This is a genomic window from Gardnerella sp. DNF00550, from assembly GCF_049262685.1.
Taxonomy (GTDB): Bacteria; Actinomycetota; Actinomycetes; order Actinomycetales; family Bifidobacteriaceae; genus Bifidobacterium; species Bifidobacterium leopoldii.
In genome coordinates, this window is sequence record NZ_CP058397.1 from 312,231 (window position 1) to 331,815 (window position 19,585).

A 19,585-nucleotide genomic window follows, 5' to 3' on the forward strand; every position below is an offset into this window, starting at 1 on the left:
TAAAAGAGGCTGGATTATACAAGTAAACCAGCCTCTTTCGCTTAAAACTTTATGATTATTTTGCGAAATTATGCGCTTGAGCTACAACATACTCAGGCATATCTTCAACATTAATAACATCATTAAAGCGTGGAGTTTTATTTTCAAGATTTCTAAGCATGCTTGGAGCTTTAGTTCCTGTAGCTTTACTAAGAGCGTCCATGCATTTGAAATCATCCATATCTTGCACATGCTCAATATTCAAAGCTTCAGCAACAACGCGAGGGAATTTGTATGGGCTTGCAGTGCTTAGCAATACTCTAGGTGTGCTTTCGTCATGTGGAATATTTTGCATAACGAAGAATCCGCAAGCAGTATGTGGATCGATCACATACTTGTACTTGTTCCAACAGTCATAAATAGCTTCGCGAATTTGATCCTCATTCGCCCAACCGCAGCCAAACAGTGAGCGAATCTTTGCAAGCACATTTTCTGGAATCTCAAAAGCGCCCCATTGAGTCAAGTCATTCATAAGCATTTGTATTAAACGCGTGTCTTTATCGCACATGTAATAAAGCATTCGCTCCAAATTAGAAGAAACCAAAATATCCATAGAAGGAGCAACAGTGTGATGGAATGTGCGTTGACGGTTGTAAGTGCCGCTTACCAAAAAATCAAAAAGCACATTGTTACTATTGCTAGCAACAATGAGATGCTTCACTGGAAGACCAAGCATTTTCGCATAATATCCTGCTAGAATATCGCCAAAATTACCTGTAGGAACACAAAATTCTACTTCGTCTCCAAGTTTTATAACTTCGCGTTCAATAAGCTGCTTGTATGCTGCAAAATAGTAAACAACTTGTGGCACAAGACGACCAACGTTAATTGAGTTAGCTGAAGACAATACTGTATTCGCATCTTCTTCAATATTTTTGTTGAGCTCATTATTTGTGAAAATCTGTTTAACGCCTGTTTGAGCATCGTCAAAATTACCGCGGACTGCGCAAACTTTCACATTTTCGCCTACCTGAGTAGTCATTTGCAATTCTTGGACGCGGCTAACTTTTCCTTCTGGATAAAAAGTAATCATAGAAGTGCCTGGAACATCAGCAAAACCAGCCAAAGCAGCTTTACCTGTATCTCCAGAAGTTGCAGTTAGAATCATAACGCTTTTTTCAATATCAGATTCATTCTCGTGTTGAGTTTTAGTGCGAGACATTAATTGTGGCAACATTTGCAAAGCAACGTCTTTAAACGCACAAGTAGGACCATGGAAAAGTTCCATCACAAAATCGCTAGTGTTCCCAAGCTGCTGGAGTGGAGTAATAGCGTTATTAGCCCATTGATTGCCGTATGCCAGTTTAATGCAAGAAGAAAGCTCTTCTGAAGTATAATCAGGCAGCAACAGTTGCAAAATATCCTGCGCAATTTCTTGATACGATTTGCCTTGCAATTTAGAAATATCGTAACGCTCGCTACCAAGGCTATCGGCTACAAATAATCCGCCATCTTCAGCAATTCCTTTACGTATTGCCTCTTTTGATGTGCATGTTGGCTTAAGCGAACGAGTGCTATGGAAAATAGTTGTATCTGATGCCATAATAACTCCGTAACCGTCTGTTTATAGAGAATATTTTTTACTTACGTAGATTATTTACGTAAATTATTTACACAACTTATATCAAATTATGGTACCTGAAGCGCTGGGCGAATGGGCGTGTGCTAATCTCATAGTATAAATGCTTTTGTTTTACTATTAATTAATTGGCGATTAGGCAAATAATCTATAGGGGGAAACGTTGTCTGTTGATGATTTAGTGAATGCTCGTGCTGATTGTGCGCGCAAAGCGTGGCGTAATTTTGCTCATGCAGACACTCGCGCAAAAAATGCGCTTCTCGAAAAAATGGCAGATGCCTTAGAGTATGCAGCTTCAAATATTGCTGAGGCTAACAAAAAAGATCTTAAAGAAGCTGAAGCTAAGGGAATGGATGCTGGAAAGCTCGATCGGCTTAAATTTAATGAAGAGCGAATCCAAGCTTCTGCAAAAAGCGTGCGAAAAATTGCGCAATTGCAGGATCCTGTAGGTCAAGTAGTTCGCGGATACACTCTTCCTAATGGAATTAAACTTTCGCAAATTCGAGTTCCAATGGGCGTTATGGGAATGATTTACGAAGCTCGTCCAAACGTAACTATTGACGTAGCTGCTTTGTGTATTAAATCTGGAAATGCTGCGATTTTGCGAGGCGGAAGCGCGGCTCTTCATACGAATCAGGCGAGTATTGAAGTTATACAATCGGTTCTTAAAAATTCTAACTTTAGTGCTGATTTGATTCAGTCTGTTGACGATTTAGGAAGAGACGGAGCTACGTCAATGATGCATGCTCACGGTCATATTGATGTGCTTGTGCCTAGAGGTAGTGCAAATCTTATTGCAGCAGTTGTTCAAGAATCTACGGTTCCTGTTATTGAGACTGGAGCTGGAAACGTACATATTTATGTAGATAAAAGCGCTGATATTAAAAAAGCTGTACCTATTATTATTAATGCAAAAACGCAACGAGTGGGCGTGTGCAACGCTGCTGAAAAATTATTAGTGCATAAAGCTGTTGCGCAAGAATTTTTGCCAAAAATCGCTGCTGCTTTAGCTGAGCATAATGTAATTTTGCATGCAGACGATAAATCTTACGATATTTTGCAATCCGCTAATATTCAAGGATTGCAGCTTGAGCGTGCCACTGAGGAAGATTGGAAGCGAGAATATTTGTCGCTGAATATGGGTGTAAAAGTTGTAGATGATTATACTGATGCAGCTTCTCATATTGCGAAATATTCTACTGGCCATACTGAAACCATTATTGCTGAAGATTACTCAACTATTCAAAGTTTTATTGCAAGTGTTGATTCCGCTATAGTTATGGTAAATGCTTCAACGCGCTTTACGGATGGTGGCGAGTTTGGTTTCGGTGCAGAACTTGGTATTTCTACGCAAAAATTGCATGCGAGAGGCCCTATGGGTTTGCTTGAAATGACAACAACCAAATGGATCGGCTACGGAGATGGGCAAATACGTTTATAGTTTATTTTTTACATCTCAATGCGCACACTACTATTCAGTCGTATAGATATTCGTGTGGTGAGATTTGAGATTTTTCGCACTGAGCGAGGCGAACGTCAGAGCCGAAGGCTGCTGATTCGCCGAGTGAAGAAGAAAAATCGAAAAATCTCTGCGATGAGCAAGGTTATTAACGAATTAGCATGCAGAGTTTGGGGGATTTCTTTACGAGCACTAAAAGAGGACTGAGAAGCTACATTCTTTAAGAAAGGCGAACACGCTAAACTCTTTTAGCAGCCAGAGCGCCCGAAGGACGGGACGTGCGAGGAAAGAAATCCCCCAAAACTCGCGCAACACCAAACAAATTAAAGTATATGTCCTGGTTTTAATAGTTACGTGGCGGTAAGGTAAGAGTATGCCTAATAATGACGTGAATTTGAGTACAGCTGAAGCGCTTGATATTGCTGCTGAACGTTTGTCCATTGTGCGATATGTTTTTTTGGTGCAAATTGAAGATGGTATTGCTTCTGCATCGCAACGTTCATCGCTTGAGTATGCTGACGCAGTGTTAATGGGCTGGCCAGATTCTGATTCGAATGATGTGACTATTCCTGATGAAACTTCGTTTAATAATGTTCTTAAAAATGTTCGCAATATGGAAAAGAATATTATTAAGTTTAGCGAATTAGAACGTGATCATGATATTGATGGCATGACATCCATGCTTGCTAAAATTTCGGAATCTGTAGCGAAAATTCGTGGTGCATATCAACCAGATTTCCCTCTTCCAACTTTTGCCGAAATCCAGCGTGTCGTAAAAGATGAGTGGGATGAAGAAATGGGCAATATTAATCCGGATAGCGCAAATGTTGCATCTGGGTTAGTGAATGAAACTCAAGTGGAAGACAAGGAATCTGAAGCGAATGAGTCCTGAAATTCACGAAGATGCAGAACGTCGCATGTCTGACCTATTTCATGGCGCGTTTACTGGTAAAGAAGCGGCTCCTCCTGCGGTTGTGAATTCAGTTCATAAACGTACTTCTACTCGTGGCAATGTGCACGAGCGTCAGCGCATTGGAATTATGGGCGGCACATTCGATCCAATACACAATGGTCACTTGGTCGCTGCTTCAGAAGTTGCTTGGGTTTATGATCTTGACGAAGTTATTTTCGTTCCTACCGGTAGGCCTGTTTTTAAGCTTGATAAAAAAGTTACGAATGCAGAAGATCGTTATTTAATGACTGTTATTGCAACAGCCTCCAATCCAAAGTTCACTGTTTCTAGGGTTGATATTGATCGCCCTGGAGTTACTTATACTATAGATACTTTACGAGATATACGCGCTCAACATCCTGATGCGGAACTTTTCTTTATTACTGGAGCTGACGCTATTGCTGAAATAATGCAATGGAAAAATGCGCGCGAAATGTGGAATTTGGCTCGATTCGTGGCTGTTACTCGTCCTGGCTATTCGAGGCCAGAAAAGTTAGCAGATTCTAATTCTCCGTTAATGCCTCGCCAAATGCATACGAATGATACTGGTATTGCGGCGAATCGTGATGATATGGTTCATTGTGATTCTACGCATTTGCCGGTTGATATTTTAGAGATTCCAGCATTGTCTATTTCTTCTACTGATGTTCGTCGTCGAGCTGAGCATGGTGAGCCGGTGTGGTATTTAGTTCCAGATGGAGTAGTTCAGTACATAGTTAAGCATGGTTTATATCGTGCGTAATTATTGATTTTGTAGGCTTGTCGTTTATCGTCTGTGCAAAAAGTTAGTATTGATTATGTTCATTTCGCGAATTAAAGCGAACTAATGTTTGGAGATATGGTGAGCATCGTCCTTGAAGGAAAGCCAGATAAAAACCTTGTTCTCGTTACCGGTCGCGCACATCCGAAGCTTGCTCGTGATGTAGCTGATCAGCTTGGAATTGATGTACTTGAAACTACGGCATACGATTTTGCTAATGGTGAAATGTATGTTCGCTATACGCAATCTGTGCGTGGTACAGATGTATTCGTTATTCAAAGCCACAGTGATCCTGTTAACAAGTCCATTATGGAACAGTTAATTATGATTGACGCTTTGAAGAGGGCTTCTGCTCGTTCAATTACTGCAGTATGCCCGTTGCTTGGTTATTCTCGACAAGATAAGAAGCATCGCGGTCGTGAACCTATTTCTTGCCGCTTGATGTTTGACTTGCTAAAGACTGCTGGTGCTGATCGCATTATGAGCGTCGATTTGCATGCAGCTCAGTCTCAAGGATTCTTCGACGGTCCTGTTGATCACTTGATTGCTATGCCAGTTTTGGTTGATTACGTACGTGATCGTTTCCGCGATGATCTTGCTAATGTGACTGTTGTGTCTCCTGATGCTGGTCGTATTCGCGTAGCAGAACAGTGGGCTCAGCGCTTAGGCGGCGGTCCTTTGGCTTTCGTGCACAAAACTCGCGATATCACTTGCCCTAATAAGACGGTTGCAAATCGCGTCGTTGGTGATGTTGCTGGACGCGATTGCGTTATGGTTGACGACTTGATCGATACTGCAGGAACTATTGCAGGAGCTTGCAATGTGTTGAAGGAAGCTGGAGCTAAGTCTGTTACAGTTGTTGCAACTCACGGCGTGCTTTCTGGTCCTGCAGTCGAACGTTTGAAGTCTTGTGGTGCTAGGGAAGTTGTTTTGACTGATACTGTGCCTATTCCAGAAGAGAAGCGTTGGGATGGTTTGACTGTTCTTTCAATTGCTCCGCTTCTTGCAAGCGCTATTAAAGCAGTGTTTGAGGATGGTTCGGTTGCTAAGCTTTTCGACACTTATCCTGAGCATCACGGACAAGGATTCTTATTTGCTTAAGTATTGATTTCGTGCGGTTTGCTTTTCGGCACGCCAATTTGACGTTTTTCGATATTATGGCATAATAGTGACTTGGCGGTTTTTCCGCCGTTCCCTCATGGTGTAATGGCAGCACACGGGTCTTTGGAACCCTTTGTCTTGGTTCGAATCCAGGTGAGGGAGCTTACTTGAAGCGCTACTCGTTGAATCGGGTGGCGTTTTTTGTTTTGAACGCTGCTAATAAGTAATAGAATTACATACAGCGAAATTTATTGAAATAGTATAAGGAGCGTATGCGTGGAAAAGCATGATGTAACTGCGGCAATAATTTTGGCAGCAGGCGATGGGACGCGTATGCGTTCAGAAACTCCAAAAGTACTACATCCATTTGCTGGTAAAACATTTCTCAATCGTGTTATGGATGCCATGAATGGCGTAAATCCTAAAAAACTAGCTGTAGTTGTGCATGCTCAGGCTGAACGCGTAGCTGCTGCTGCTGTTAGCTATAACGAAAATGTGCATATTGTAAATCAGGACGAAACTCCTGGAACCGGCAGAGCAGTGCAATGTGCTATTAAAGATCTTAACGAAATTGCTAAAAACGAAACTGGTGAAGCATTAAAAGGAGCTGTGCTGATTGCCGCAAGCGATATGCCGCTACTTGATACGCAAACTTTGCAGTCTTTAGTTGATTTTCACAATAATAATAACAATGTGGCAACAGTTCTTACAGCAGTATTAGACGATGCAACTGGCTACGGCCGTATTGTGCGCGAAGCAAACGGTGACGTTTTGCGTATTGTTGAGCATAAAGATGCAAATGCTGGAGAGCTTGCTATTCATGAAGTGAACACTTCTGTATATGTATTCGATGCGACTGTATTATGTGACGCGATTGCAGATCTTAACTCTCAAAATGCTCAAGGTGAGTTCTATTTGACTGATGCCTTGGAACATGCTCGAAAGTTTGGTCATGTTGGTGCAATGTCTGCTCCAGATCCGCTTACTGTAGAAGGCGTAAATAATCGTGTGCAATTAGCTGCGCTCGCAAAAGCACATAATAAGCGTGTGTGCGAAAAATGGATGCTTGAAGGTGTAACTATTCTTGACCCTGATACTACTTGGATTGAAGATAGTGTTACGCTCGCACAAGATGTTACTGTGCTTCCTGGGTGCTTCCTTCAAGCTCGTACTACGGTTGCAAGTGGTGCTGTAGTTGGCCCTTACACGACTCTTATTGATGCGCAAATTGATGAGGATGCTGTGGTTGAACGTTCGCGCGTACAGGAATCGCATATTTGTAGGGCTGCAAACATTGGTCCTTGGACGTATTTGCGTGCAGGAAACGTACTTGGTGAGGAAAGTAAGGCAGGAGCTTTCGTAGAAATGAAGAAAGCTCATATTGGAAATGGCACTAAAGTACCTCATTTAAGCTATATTGGCGATGCTGATTTGGGTGAGCATACGAATATTGGCGGCGGTACGATTACTGCAAATTATGACGGAGTGCATAAGAATCATACTACGATTGGTTCTGGTGCTCACGTTGGCGCAGGAAACCTGTTTGTAGCACCGGTTACTGTGGGAGATGATGTTACTACCGGCGCTGGATCGGTGGTACGTCACGATGTTCCGGCTGATTCTATGGTGTACTCGGAAAATACTCAGCACGTTGTAGAGGGCTGGAAGCCAGCTTGGGAACGCTAAAAGCGTTTGTTGGAGAAATTAAGGAGTAGTAACATTATGACAGCTTTAGAAAGCTCAATTAGTGCAATTCGTATTGCTGCCGCTGCTGCAGACCGTTTGAAAGCAACGAACGAGCAGGCTTTTGATGTAAGCGATTTGCTTGGTATTACGGATGCTATGTTAGTTGTTTCTGCTTCAAATGAGCGTCAAGTATTAGCTGTTGCAGAAGAAATCGAAAAAGACTTGTACTTGAAAGACAACAAACGCAAGGCTTTATCTCGTGAAGGCTTGGAATTAGCACAGTGGATTTTGCTTGATTTTGGCGATTTTGTGGTTCATGTAATGCATGAGGAAGCACGAGCATTCTACCGCTTGGAACGCCTGTGGAATGATTGCCCGGCAATCGATTTGCAACTGCCAGAGCATGCTAGCGAAACTGAAGATTCTAGCGAAACTGAATAATAAGAAGAAAGTACGGTACAAACCATGGTTGATTTCGTAGAAAATGTTGCGAGTAACGTAAATAATTCCATTAATAGTGCGCATGAAGGAATTGCTCGTTCTGTTATGCTTATTCGCCACGGTCAAACTCCGTATAATGCACAGTTCCGTTTGCAAGGCATGATTGATATTGCTTTGGATGAGTCTGGAATGGATCAGGTGACTCGCTCTGGAAAAGCTTTGCGCGTGCTTTTTGGTGCTTCTGATTTAGAAGATCCAAAGGACCCGAACAGCACTGAACACGTGCGCATTACGTCAGAAGAAGCGGACGCGAGTTTTGTGGCGATTGTTTCTCCACTTATTCGCGCTCAACAGACTGCTCATGCTTTTGCAGATAAGATTGGGCTTCATGTGCATGTTGAAAATGGTGTGCGCGAGCGTTTCTTTGGCGAGTGGGAAGGTTTGAATCGTCAGCAGATTAGCGAGCAGTGGCCGGAAGATTTCAAAGCTTGGGTTGAAGGTAAAGGCGGAGAGCTTCGTCATGGTGCTGAAGCTAAGCAGGAAGTAGGAGAGCGCGCTGCTGCTGCAGTAGAAGATTGGACTCGCAAAACTGGCGCAGACCGTGATTTGCTAGTATTTTCGCATGGTTCCTGTCTTTCGCAAACTGTTCATAAGCTGCTTGGATTAGATAAAGTAGATCCTTCTTACAAGACGATTGGCGGCATGGGAAATGGTCGCTGGGCGCGCTTAATTCCAAGTCTTAATGCGGATGGTTCGATTCATTGGCGTTTGGATGCTTATGATCAAGGCCCTGCAGCTGATCCTACAAGCCAGCGTCTTATTCGCATTTGGGGTGCTGCGTAATCTCTCCTTTACCGCTTAATTACCGAAAGCTACCGTTTAGCGATTTTGTAAAGACGGACTATTTACAGTGCCGTATAGTCAAAATTACAAAACAAAAAGCTAACAAACGCTAACAGTAGTGTACGGAAAGGAGGCTTGATGAAAGTAACTATTGCTATCGTTCCGCCTGAGGAAGAGCAGTCAGTTCAGTTGTCAATTCACAATATTGACGATGAGCTTAAGCACATTATCGCTCAGTTACAAAGCATTGACTCCAATGATGCAAATGTAAGAAGTGCTGAAAATAATACTGAAATTAATACTTCAGATAAGTTGAGCAACAATAATCCATTCATATACGGTTATATTAACGATTCGATTATTGTTATGCACGAGCCAGATGTGATTATGATTTGCGTTGAAAATTCGCGCGTAATCATTCACGGTGATAAAGGCGAGTGCGTGTCTTACAAGCGCCTAATGGATTTTGACAATCCGCAATTCGCGTCGTTTGTGCGCATATCTAAATCCGCAATCGTGAACTTGAATCGCATTGTTCGAGTCGATCCAGGATTTGGTGGAAGTATGAGCGTAAAAATGGACGATGGAAGTGTTGAGTGGATTAGTCGCAGATGCTTAGCTGGGTTCAAAAAGCGCTTAGGGATGTAGTTATAGTAATAACGAATGTAGCTAGAATGTAGTCAAATATAAAACTATCAAAAATTTTAATACTGATTTTTTTTTAATACTAGATTTTAATACTTAAAAGGAAGCGATTATTATGGAAAAGCAAGTTGCAACATTAGGTAAAACAATGGTAAAAAACATTGTTACAGGCATTAGCATAGGATGCATTATTTTTACAGTAATGTCTTTTATATCAAGTCTGTTAGCGCATAGTGAGGTTGGGAATAGAATTGCATCTTATGCTGTAGCATCGTTTGTTATAGGCATAGGATATGGAGTGTTCGCTATTTTTTGGTCGAATGAACGCATGTCAAATTTTGCAAAGTTCGTTTTTGCGCTAGTTCCGCCAATTGCTATTCAGTTTATTGTATCGGTGATTGTTGGATGGATTTCGTTCAAAGATGAGCCAGCGGTGATTTGCGGATGGATTGCGTTCACTGTTATTTTACCGATTCCTATTGCTGCAATAATTTATTACTTCGAGAAGAAGAAAGCGAAAGAAATGAACGCTAGACTGCAAGCATTGCGTAAAGAAAGCAAGTAAATTAGTGACAACTAAATAATCAAGTAAAGAATTGAGTGGTGTTCATCTTCGCCGTTGAGGACGAACGCCACTCGATATTGTATGACGCCTACTATAGACGTACTAATTCGGCGTTTTGCGCGACGACCTGCCTGAGCGTTTAAAGCGTAGCGCGCGAAGGCAACTCGGAGCGGAAACTCGCTTAAGTTGGAAGTCCAGTGGACTTCCAACTTAAGCGAGTTTCGTAGTGAGCGCGTTACCCGCGCGAGCGTCCGCGCTCAGTGCGAAAAATCTCAAATCTCTACCGCACTAATATCCACACGACTGAATGACGACGCATTAATCTTTTGCAATAGTTTTGCCGGCAGTAGCTCCAGAAGTCAAGTCCTGAATCTCAGTGATTTCCATAACTGGAACTGCAGCTGGCTTCTTCGTACCTTTTTCTTCGGCCACACGTACCTGTTCTTCGTAAATCGCGTCATCGGTGTGAAGGGTGACGGTTCCGCGGAAGCGATAACCTTTCTTTTCTGCCAAATTAGCAACTGCTACAACCAGCTGGCTGCCGTCTTGCAAGTTCTTATAATGCTGACCTGCAGTGCGCTCGTGGTAGGCAAGGTGGTTGTCGTCGAGTACGAACATAGACATTTTTGGTCCCAAATCAAGCTCGCCATCTTTGCTTACTGTTGCAATCCAAGCCAAATTATTCGCAATAAATTCTTTCATATCTGCGCTAAGAGTTGCCATAATATTCCTTTCCTAACAAAATTGCGCACTTTCTTCGTACGCAATTTATAAGCCTACATTGCTACATTACGCTGATTTAAAAGTGTATACGAGCGTGTAGCGTAAAAAAATTGTAAGTTGTGATATAAATCACCCAATTCTTCAATAGTTTCGTGGGTGAAATTTATACAGCAAAATACTTGATTGCCACTGTTTTCTGAAGCGTATATCGGAAATTTTACGAAAGAACGCCAGAAAGTTGTACTTTTCACGATTTTACGGCTATTCTGTCTATTTTATAAGCTAAAACGCTTTATAAAAGAAAAATTTTAAAGAATCAACTTTTATAGTTGAAGGGGAAACATTATGAAGGTGAAATATGAAACAGCTAAATCTATAGCTGAACCGCTTTCGGATAAATCGGGCATGCCTCAAGGCAAAAGTGTTCATACTGCTCAGATTATGTTGTTGATTTGTGCTGCTATTTGGGGTGGCAGCTATGTTTCTTCAAAATATGCTCTTGAAGTGTTTCCTGTGCAATGGCTTATGGGCGTTCGTATGGTTGGAGCTTGCACAATTATGGCTGTTATTTTTTTCGGTACACTTCGTAAAACTTTTACAAAAAAGCTTATTGTTCCTTCTTTACTAACTGGAATTACGTATTATGCTACTTTAATTTTGCAAACTGAAGGATTACGTTCAATCGATCCAGGCCGTAGCGCGTTTTTGACAGCAGCATATTGCGTAATTACGCCATTTTCTGCTTGGTTAATTGTCAAGAAAAAGCCAACTCTTTTAGGATTAGTAGCTGCAGTTATGTGCGTTGCTGGAGTAGGTTTTGTGGCATTAAAGCCTGGAATGCTTGTTCTCACATTGTCTTATGGAGATTTCCTTACTTTATTATGTGCTGCAGTTTTTGCTTTTAATCTTACGTTCCTTGCGTATTATTCTCGTAAATATAATCCAGTTACGTTAACTTTTGGGCAATTTGTTGTTTCAGGCGTACTTTTTGTAGCTGGTGCGCTTATTTGTGAGCCTTTGCCAAACTTTAACGCTGCTGATCATTTCTCTATTTTTGCTAATATGTTCTACCTTACAGTGGTAGTAACAGTAGTTGCACAAATTATGCAAAACTATAGTTTGGTGAATCTTTCTACTGCAAACGCTTCTGTGATTATGTGCACTGAAAGTTTGTTCACGCTTTTATTCTCTACTATTCTTTTTCATGAGCATGTTTCTAACATGGCTTTTGTGGGATTTGCTTTAATATTTGCTGCAATTATTACTGCAAGCTTAGGTGAGCATTATTGTGATAAAAGAGCGAATTGTGAGCTTTCTTATAAAGATAGAGATTTTGAGGTTGCTAAGTCTTAGGCATTTCAGTTTTGTGTAGCTAAGTTTTATGTATATAAGACTTGTGATTTTGTTGTAAGAATGCTCTGGCGATACTGTGCAATTTTTGCGTAGAGTGATACCATCATTGTTGTAATGATGTTGGTAGTGGAATTTGCATATTTGCCATGCATTTTGGCATTATATTCGCATAAATAGTTAAGGTGCATAAGTGAAGAATTTCTTCAAAGGCATATCGTTTACGCAAGTATTAGCTGGATCGCTCGCTGCAGTGACTTCGTTTTTACTTGCTTCTAAAATTGGTATTGCTGGTTCAGTTATTGGCGTAGCTATTGGTTCTATTGTCTCAGCAGTAGCATCACAGTTGTATCAGAATGTTATTCACGCTTCATCGCGTAAACTTTCGGAAGTGAATCCGAATACTTCTACAGAACAGTCTAATTTTAGTAATGTGTCAGATTCTAGCGTGCGTTCAAATGGTTTAGAGAATGTTGATTCTAAAAGAATTGGAGATGATATTCATATGCAATATTCATCAAATTCGTTGCAATGTAATACTGATCCTTCAGATGACAAAAATATGACTGTTCAAGATGCAAGATCTGGACGCACTGTTAGTTCGCAAGTCCGTAATCCAGAATTAGAAAATACGCGTATTTTGGAATTGTCGAAATTACGTGAACAGCATGAAGAAGACATGGAACTGTCGGAGGGCACAATTCCAGAGCCGGTGCCGTTATCTAAGGTTGTTAGTGAAAACTACGGTTACTCTTCTAGATCTTACCAAAATAGAAACGATCATCGTACAACAATTGTTGTTGCTGTTATAAGTGCTCTTATAGCTGTTATTGTTACTGCAGGTGCTGTTCTTTTGTTTACACAAGGAAAAGGCACAGACAATATTGATAAGCCTGAAGAAATTAGTCATGAGCAGCAGCAAAATCAGCCGCAACCTAAGCAACGTCTTAACACTAATACTAATCAAGACCATAAGAAGTCTCATGATGATTCTGATAGTAAAGATGCTAATGAAGACGAAAATGATGAGCATGGCAATGAAAACGCAACTGGCTCAACAGGTGGTCATTCTGATAATGATTTAGGTAGTGATACTAACAATGATTCAGGAACGAATTCAGGTGATGCTGCTAGTGGGAATAGTGGATCGGGTGCTGATAGTTCTGATGCAGGTGCTGGATCTGCTGGATCTTCGGGATCTACTGGTTCTTCAAACAATGTAACTTCTCCTGGTAATGGTGATCAATCTGGAAGTGCCAATGGTAACTAATTTTCGAATTGGTTCTTGAATTGGTTTGCCGAATTGGCGATTAAATTGTTAGTAGAATTCGCAGGATTTTTGGAATTTGTAAGTTGAATTCGACACGCCGCATTTGGATAGAGCGGCTATTTGTTGTATTCTATCAAAGGTTCGTTTGAACGGCATAAGTAAAAACGGGGCTATGGCGCAGCTGGTAGCGCATCTCCATGGCATGGAGGGGGTCGGGGGTTCGAATCCCCCTAGCTCCACAAATTTTAAACGTCACTTCTCATGAAGTGGCGTTTTTTGTTATTATTTTTCGATTTTTATGCGCCACGCCGTATTTTTTACTGTTTGTCTGCAAGTCGTACTAATAATGAACACCATCGACCAGAGGTCGCGCTCGACAAGAGTAATAAGCATGAGCTAGGGAAAGCGTTAATTGCTTACAAAAGGGGAGAGCGCCGAAGTTTACTGCTTAATCCCAAAAGTAGTGAGCTGGGACTTGGCTTAATATACCAAGGACTGTCGCAGCGAGTCGGCATTCGCTGCGGAGAGCTATCGACACGCTTGCTTTTGCTTGCTTGTTTTGCCTCTGATTGTCATGAAAGGAGGAAAAATGAGTAGCTCATTATCATCTACTGCTGTACAGAATACTCAGCAAAATACTCAGCAAAATAACGATGTTCATCGAGGATTAAAAACCCGCCATATTTCCATGATTGCTTTAGGCGGCAGCATTGGCACCGGCTTATTTGTTGCTAGTGGTGCAACAATCCATATGGCTGGTCCTGGCGGCGCTTTGCTCGCTTATGGTGCGATTGGCATTATGGTCTACTTCCTTATGACTTCCCTTGGTGAAATGGCCACTTTTATGCCTATTAGTGGATCGTTTGCATCGTATTCTGGACGTTTTATTGATCCTGCACTCGGTTTCGCAATGGGCTGGAACTATTGGTTTAATTGGGCTATTACGGTTGCAGTGGACGTTAGTACTGCAGCAATAGTTCTGCAATACTGGTTCCCAACAGTGCCAATATGGATTTTCTCGCTGTCGGTTCTTATGCTTATTTTGGTTATCAATGTGCTTACAGTTAAGTGCTTTGGAGAAACCGAATACTGGCTTTCTATTATTAAAGTGTTGGCAGTAATCGTATTCCTTGTTATCGGTTCGCTTACGATTGTTGGCATTGTTGGCGGCAAAGCGCCATTCTTGCAAAACTTCACTCATAAGGACGCTCCATTTGCAGGCGGTGTTCCTGCAGTGTTGTGTGCTTTCGCTATTGCAGGCTTCTCTTTCCAAGGAACTGAGCTTATTGGTATTACTGCAGGCGAGTCTGCAACTCCTGAAAAGAGTATTCCAAAGGCTGTAAAGCAAGTGTTCTGGCGTATTCTTCTCTTCTACATTCTTGCTATTTTCGTTATTGCTTGCATTATTCCTTATACTGACAAGAACTTACTTGGTTCTGATGTAACTGATATTGCTATTAGCCCATTCACGCTCGTGTTCCAGCGTGCAGGTCTTGCAGCTGCTGCAGCAGTTATGAATGCTGTTATTTTGACTTCTGTTATTTCTGCAGCAAATTCCGGCATGTATGCTTCAACAAGAATGCTTTATTCGCTCGCAAAAGAAGATAATGCTCCAAAAGTATTTGGCAAGGTAAGTCTTCGTGGTATTCCTGTTCCTGCGTTGATTGCTACATTTGTAGTTGCTTTATTTACTTTCTTTATGAGTATTTTTGGCGATCAAATATACATGTTCCTGGTTGCTGCAAGTGGTTTGACTGGTTTTATTGCTTGGGCTGGTATTGCTGCAGCTCATTATCGCTTCCGTAAGGCATACTTGGCTCAAGGTCATTCCTTAGATGAATTAGTTTACCGAGCAAAGTGGTATCCGTTTGGTTCTATTGTTGCGTTCTTCTTATGCATTCTTGTTATTGTTGGTCAGGATTTGCATTCATTTGCAACGCTTAACTGGCAGGCTATTGGAATCACGTACATGTCTGTGCCGCTATTCATCGTTCTATACATTGGCTACAAGATTAAAAATCATACTCGAGTAATTCCTCTTGAAGAAGTCGATTTAACTCATGTTCGAGTAAGCAAAGTGAACGAATAGTATAAAGTTCACCGTCGTTTACGATGTAGATTTAGATAATGTAAAAGCTCCCAGCGTATATCACTGGGAGCTTTTACATTGAATCAGATAACAGAGCAATATGTTTTATGGTTTTTGGGGAGATTCTGAAGATGGTGGAGGTCCTGTTAGGTCCACTTTAACAGAGGAATCTTGGTTGCCCTTTTTTGCTTTACCATCCGGATCTTTTTGACCATCATTTCCTTTAGGTTTTTCAGCACCAGCTCCGTCTCCGCTGCCTTTTTTGTTCTTATCTTTTTCTTGTTCTTTTTCTTTGTTTTCTTTGTTTTCTTTGTTTTCCTTCTTTTCTTTGTTGTCTTTCTTTTCCTCAGTCTTCTGTTTCTTAGTGTCTTGAGTATTTGTCGTCGGCGCTGGTGTTGGCTTTGGCTTTGGTGGGACAACATTTGAACGCTGAATTACAATTCCAGTCGATTCATTTATCTCTTGCTTCTTTGTTTCTTCGTCTTGTTTGTCTTTGTCTTTGTCTTTATCTTTATCTTTTTTGTTATTTTCATCGATTAATGTAACAGCCAACTCGCGCACTTTTTTTGCTTTGACTGCATACCATTCAGAAGCAGCTAAAGCTTCTGCGCTTTGGGAACCAAGTTCTTCAGGAGAGTTTGCTGTGCAAGATACTGCATCAGGAACCTTTTCGCTCATGATTTTAGCAAGTTCTTTTGCGTTATCAGAGTCACCTTTTGTGAGATCTGTTATTACGCTGTTGTGTACTAAACTTTTCCATACGGCATTGGCTTTAGAAACTTGCGCAACTTTTATTTCGCACTGTCTGCGAGCTGCTTTAGTGCGTTCAGTTTGCTTCATGTACCAAAGTGTGCCAACTGTGCCAAGAGCTAAAGCTAGCACAACAATTCCTGCTATGAGAATAATGAGCTTTTTCTTTTGGTTCGTTTCAACATTATCGGAGCTATGTTGATTCATATTTGTCCTCTGTTATCTATTGCTGCTCAACATTAGCGCATTTGAATACGCAACTTGTTTATATAATACGCCAAAATGTTTATGTTAGCCACGCTCATGAGCGCTAAACAATTAAGATTTTGCTTGTGGATGCAAGTCGTAATATTTAACGCAAAAAGCCACTGGAAAACCAGTGGCTTTATGGCTCCTGCGGCTGGGCTTGAACCAGCGACCATTCGATTAACAGTCGAACGCTCTGCCAACTGAGCTACGCAGGAATATCTTGTGCTCAACTAAGCGCTGTGCACAAGACATTTATATTACACGGAATTTTCAAAGATGCAAATATGGCGTGTTTTGGCGTGTCGAAATAGTGATTATAAGCATATGTTTTATCCACAATGCTTTAAAAGCTTATGATTTTCGCAAATTAGCTGCAAAACTTTTATAAAAGTCGTTTTATAAAAATATGGATGGGGAATATATGTGTATTCGCAAAAATTATGGATTATATTACAAAATATCTGCCTGTTTGGGGATTTTTATAATCTCAGTTATTTTATTAGATGCGCTGTTTTTACAACCCGAAATTTCGCAAAATAATCATCATCTTAAATATTATGTTGTAGAATCTGCTGTGACATATTGCCACAAGTGTGCTCTTTCTAAAGGTGATTATAGTGAAAAAACATGCAAGTCAGCTATGCAATGGCCTGTGAAACCTGCACAAATAGTAAAAGCTTTTAATCCTCCGCCTAAACCTTGGATGGCTGGGCATCGTGGCGTAGATTTAGCTGCAAGCACAGGGACTCCTTTATTTGCGCCTGCAGATGGCGTTATTAGTTTTGCTGGTAAAGTCGCTGGTAAATCAGTTGTGACTATTAGGCATGGTGAACTGACATCCACTTTTGAGCCTGCTGTAACAAAGTTTAGCGTTGGGGTTTTTGTGAAAAGAGGCCAGAATTTTGCACATGTCGAAGGAGATTCGGACCATTGCGGCACAACTTGTGTGCAGTGGGGTTTAAAGCGTAAAAATCGCACATATGTTAATCCTGAAAGAATGACTGTTAAGCGTCGCATTGTGCTTAAGCCTGTGGAATGAGCAAAATAATATATTTATATCGTAGATATTTGTAGATAAATGAACAAAATTGATTACAATCTTGTAGATATTCGCATATGCGAAGGCTTGCAAATCGCGTATAGTAAAGATGTACGTCAATTCAGCAGATAGAGGAGCTAATATGCAAGAATATTCTCGTCCACTTGATGAGTCTATTAATACAGATGTTAATGTTTTCTCACTGCTAGAAGAGCGAGCAGAGCGCAATCCTAATGGTTCTTTGGTTGAATACGTTGGAGCTGACGGCGTTTGGAAGTCATATACTGCTGAAGAATTTAGAGATAAGGTAATAGCTGTTGCTAAAGGCTTTATTGCTAGAGGAGTAATGCCTGGTGACGCTGTGTCAATTATTGCTCACACTTCATGGCAATGGACAGTTCTTGATATGGCTATTATGTCTATAGGCGCATTGACAGTGCCAATTTATGAAACAAGCTCTTCGCTGCAAATACAACATATTGTTCAAGATTCTCAAGTATGTTCAATATTTGTGGAGTCTCCTGAAATGTTGCCAAAAGTAGAGGCTGTTCAGGAAGAATGTCCTACTCTTCACGACGTATATGTAATGAATCGTGGTGCTATCGACGCGTGCATTGAATACGGTAAAGCAGTAACTGATGCTGAATTTTATGAGCGAGTGCACGCTGTTAATGGAAGTGACATAGCAACAATTGTATACACTTCAGGTTCAACTGGTGAGCCAAAAGGAATTGAGCTTACTCATAGCAATTTTGTTTTTATTGCTAAATCAGGTGTTATTTCTATGCCAGATATTGCGTTAAAAGACAGCCCGCGTCTTTTGCTGTTCTTGCCTCTTGCGCACGTTTTTGCTAGGTTTATGCAATTGTTCTGCTTTGCTGGAAATATAACTCTTGGTTTGACGAGTAATTTGAAAACTGTATTGTCTGATTTTCAAACTTTTAAACCAACATTTATTCTTGGTGTTCCACGCATTTTTGAGAAGATTTACAATGCTGCTTCTCAAAAAGCAGGCAGGGGAGTAAAAGGTTTTATTTTTGCTTATGCGTCTAAGATTGCTCGCGAATGGTCTCGCGCTCAGCAGTCTAGTTCAATGGTTCCTCCAATGCTTGCTCTTAGCCATTCAATATGTAAAAAATTGGTGTATGCTCCACTGTTGCACGTCTTTGGAGGCTCTGTTTCATACGCTATTTCGGGCGGCGCTCCTTTAGATTTGTCGATTGCGCATTTCTTTAATGGCATTGGTTTACCTCTTCTAGAAGGCTATGGAATGACAGAAACTTGTGCTCCTTCTATGGTGAATCCTACGACAGGTTATCGCATTGGTACCGTTGGTTTGCCTGTAAAGGGTGTATCTGTTGCTATTGCTGACGATGGTGAATTGTGCATTAAGAGTCCTGCAGTATGCAAAGGCTACCATAATAATCCTGAGCTTACCAAACAGCAGATTGTAAATGGCTGGTTGCATACGGGAGATTTTGGGTCTTTAGACGATGACGGTTTTGTGCGTATTACAGGCAGAAAGAAAGATCTTATTATTACTGCTGGCGGTAAGAACTTATCTCCAAATGCGTTAGAAGCTTCATTAATGTCTTCACCTATTATTTCTCAAGCTGTTGTTATTGGAGACAGGAAGCCGTTTGTTTCAGCAATTATTGCGCTCGATTTATCAGAAGTAAATACTTGGCTTTCTTCGCGTGGCGCATGCCCTGTACGGTCTTTAAAAGAGGCTTCACGTAACGGTATTGTGCGAGCAGAAGTTGAGCGTGCTGTTAGCAAAGCAAATGAGCTAGTTTCTAGAGCTGAGTCTATTCGCAAGTTCGAAATAGTTCCAGATGAGTTTACTCAGGCAAACGGTTTGATTACGCCAAGTTTAAAGGCGCGTCGTCAAGTTGTTGTAGAGCGTTATAACGACCTTATCGAACATGTTATTTATGCTCCACGCAAACGTTAGCTGCGTGTAAATTCGTGGAATATAACTTGAAGTTAGCCTGAAGCTACAGATTGCGTTCCACAAATTATATTTCACAACTTGCATCCAAAAA

17 protein-coding genes, 3 tRNA genes and 1 riboswitch are annotated in these 19,585 nt (G+C 41.1%); of the genes, 16 read left to right on the forward strand and 4 right to left on the reverse strand.

The features are described 5' to 3' along the window. Positions 1–55: 55 nt before the first annotated feature. A complete protein-coding gene (gene thrC / locus HXT29_RS01020; protein WP_422118390.1) occupies positions 56–1,582 on the reverse strand; it encodes a threonine synthase in 1,527 nt (508 codons plus the stop codon). Positions 1,583–1,781: 199 nt separating this feature from the next. Here thrC and HXT29_RS01025 point away from each other — a divergent pair, with 199 nt between their 5' ends. The 10 genes from HXT29_RS01025 to HXT29_RS01070 all read left to right on the forward strand — a co-directional run bounded on the left by HXT29_RS01025 (position 1,782) and on the right by HXT29_RS01070 (position 10,070). Beyond that, positions 1,782–3,059 carry a glutamate-5-semialdehyde dehydrogenase gene (locus HXT29_RS01025; protein WP_422118391.1) on the forward strand — a complete coding sequence of 426 codons (1,278 nt, stop codon included), beginning with the start codon at positions 1,782–1,784 and terminating at the stop codon, positions 3,057–3,059. Between the two features lie 391 nt (positions 3,060–3,450). After that, positions 3,451–3,969 (forward strand): phosphoribosylglycinamide synthetase, encoded by a 519-nt coding sequence (locus HXT29_RS01030; protein WP_112928724.1) that lies wholly within the window; start codon positions 3,451–3,453, stop codon positions 3,967–3,969. After that, positions 3,959–4,771, forward strand: coding sequence for a nicotinate-nucleotide adenylyltransferase (nadD, locus tag HXT29_RS01035; RefSeq protein WP_004106489.1), 813 nt, complete (start codon positions 3,959–3,961; stop codon positions 4,769–4,771). The genes HXT29_RS01030 and nadD overlap by 11 nt, the downstream gene beginning before the upstream one ends. A 96-nt stretch (positions 4,772–4,867) precedes the next feature. After that, complete coding sequence (locus HXT29_RS01040; protein ID WP_032835511.1) at positions 4,868–5,890, forward strand: ribose-phosphate diphosphokinase; 1,023 nt, start codon at positions 4,868–4,870, stop codon at positions 5,888–5,890. A 91-nt stretch (positions 5,891–5,981) separates the two neighbouring features. After that, a tRNA-Gln gene (locus HXT29_RS01045) sits at positions 5,982–6,052 on the forward strand. Between the two features lie 114 nt (positions 6,053–6,166). Beyond that, positions 6,167–7,576, forward strand: a complete 1,410-nt coding sequence (gene glmU / locus HXT29_RS01050) for a bifunctional UDP-N-acetylglucosamine diphosphorylase/glucosamine-1-phosphate N-acetyltransferase GlmU (protein WP_422118392.1) — start codon at positions 6,167–6,169, stop codon at positions 7,574–7,576. 36 nt (positions 7,577–7,612) lie between these two features. Further along, positions 7,613–8,017 (forward strand): ribosome silencing factor, encoded by a 405-nt coding sequence (gene rsfS, locus HXT29_RS01055; RefSeq protein WP_004106482.1) that lies wholly within the window; start codon positions 7,613–7,615, stop codon positions 8,015–8,017. A gap of 24 nt (positions 8,018–8,041) precedes the next feature. Then, positions 8,042–8,860 carry a histidine phosphatase family protein gene (locus HXT29_RS01060; protein ID WP_117008708.1) on the forward strand — a complete coding sequence of 273 codons (819 nt, stop codon included), beginning with the start codon at positions 8,042–8,044 and terminating at the stop codon, positions 8,858–8,860. Positions 8,861–8,998: 138 nt separating this feature from the next. Beyond that, complete coding sequence (locus HXT29_RS01065) at positions 8,999–9,508, forward strand: LytTR family DNA-binding domain-containing protein (protein WP_064340409.1); 510 nt, start codon at positions 8,999–9,001, stop codon at positions 9,506–9,508. A 112-nt stretch (positions 9,509–9,620) separates the two neighbouring features. Then, entirely contained in the window at positions 9,621–10,070 is a 450-nt protein-coding gene (locus tag HXT29_RS01070) for a DUF3021 family protein (protein WP_064340249.1), read from the forward strand. Between the two features lie 318 nt (positions 10,071–10,388). On the opposite strand, the gene HXT29_RS01075 is transcribed toward HXT29_RS01070, so the two are convergent. After that, positions 10,389–10,793 (reverse strand): pyridoxamine 5'-phosphate oxidase family protein, encoded by a 405-nt coding sequence (locus tag HXT29_RS01075; RefSeq protein ID WP_004106472.1) that lies wholly within the window; start codon positions 10,791–10,793, stop codon positions 10,389–10,391. A gap of 345 nt (positions 10,794–11,138) precedes the next feature. Here HXT29_RS01075 and HXT29_RS01080 point away from each other — a divergent pair, with 345 nt between their 5' ends. The 4 genes from HXT29_RS01080 (at position 11,139) to HXT29_RS01095 (ending at position 15,502) form a co-directional block, all read left to right on the forward strand. Then, on the forward strand, positions 11,139–12,146 hold the full coding sequence (locus HXT29_RS01080; protein WP_410295069.1) for a DMT family transporter: 1,008 nt from the start codon (positions 11,139–11,141) through the stop codon (positions 12,144–12,146). A 190-nt stretch (positions 12,147–12,336) separates the two neighbouring features. Next, positions 12,337–13,413 carry an ATPase gene (locus HXT29_RS01085; protein WP_116442769.1) on the forward strand — a complete coding sequence of 359 codons (1,077 nt, stop codon included), beginning with the start codon at positions 12,337–12,339 and terminating at the stop codon, positions 13,411–13,413. A 166-nt stretch (positions 13,414–13,579) separates the two neighbouring features. Continuing rightward, a tRNA-Ala gene (locus HXT29_RS01090) sits at positions 13,580–13,652 on the forward strand. A 113-nt stretch (positions 13,653–13,765) separates the two neighbouring features. Further along, a riboswitch (Lysine riboswitch) is annotated at positions 13,766–13,952 on the forward strand. 149 nt (positions 13,953–14,101) lie between these two features. Next, positions 14,102–15,502: an amino acid permease gene (locus HXT29_RS01095; protein ID WP_422118456.1), complete on the forward strand. Its 1,401-nt coding sequence runs from the start codon at positions 14,102–14,104 to the stop codon at positions 15,500–15,502. 105 nt (positions 15,503–15,607) lie between these two features. On the opposite strand, the gene HXT29_RS01100 is transcribed toward HXT29_RS01095, so the two are convergent. Both HXT29_RS01100 and HXT29_RS01105 read right to left on the reverse strand, forming a co-directional pair. Then, on the reverse strand, positions 15,608–16,459 hold the full coding sequence (locus HXT29_RS01100; protein WP_422118393.1) for an ATPase: 852 nt from the start codon (positions 16,457–16,459) through the stop codon (positions 15,608–15,610). A gap of 181 nt (positions 16,460–16,640) precedes the next feature. Then, a tRNA-Asn gene (locus HXT29_RS01105) sits at positions 16,641–16,716 on the reverse strand. Between the two features lie 206 nt (positions 16,717–16,922). On the opposite strand from HXT29_RS01105, the gene HXT29_RS01110 reads away from it, so the two are divergent. Then, complete coding sequence (locus HXT29_RS01110; RefSeq protein ID WP_422118394.1) at positions 16,923–17,540, forward strand: M23 family metallopeptidase; 618 nt, start codon at positions 16,923–16,925, stop codon at positions 17,538–17,540. A 142-nt stretch (positions 17,541–17,682) separates the two neighbouring features. Then, positions 17,683–19,494, forward strand: a complete 1,812-nt coding sequence (locus tag HXT29_RS01115; RefSeq protein WP_101886076.1) for an AMP-dependent synthetase/ligase — start codon at positions 17,683–17,685, stop codon at positions 19,492–19,494. The last annotated feature ends 91 nt before the right edge of the window (positions 19,495–19,585 follow it).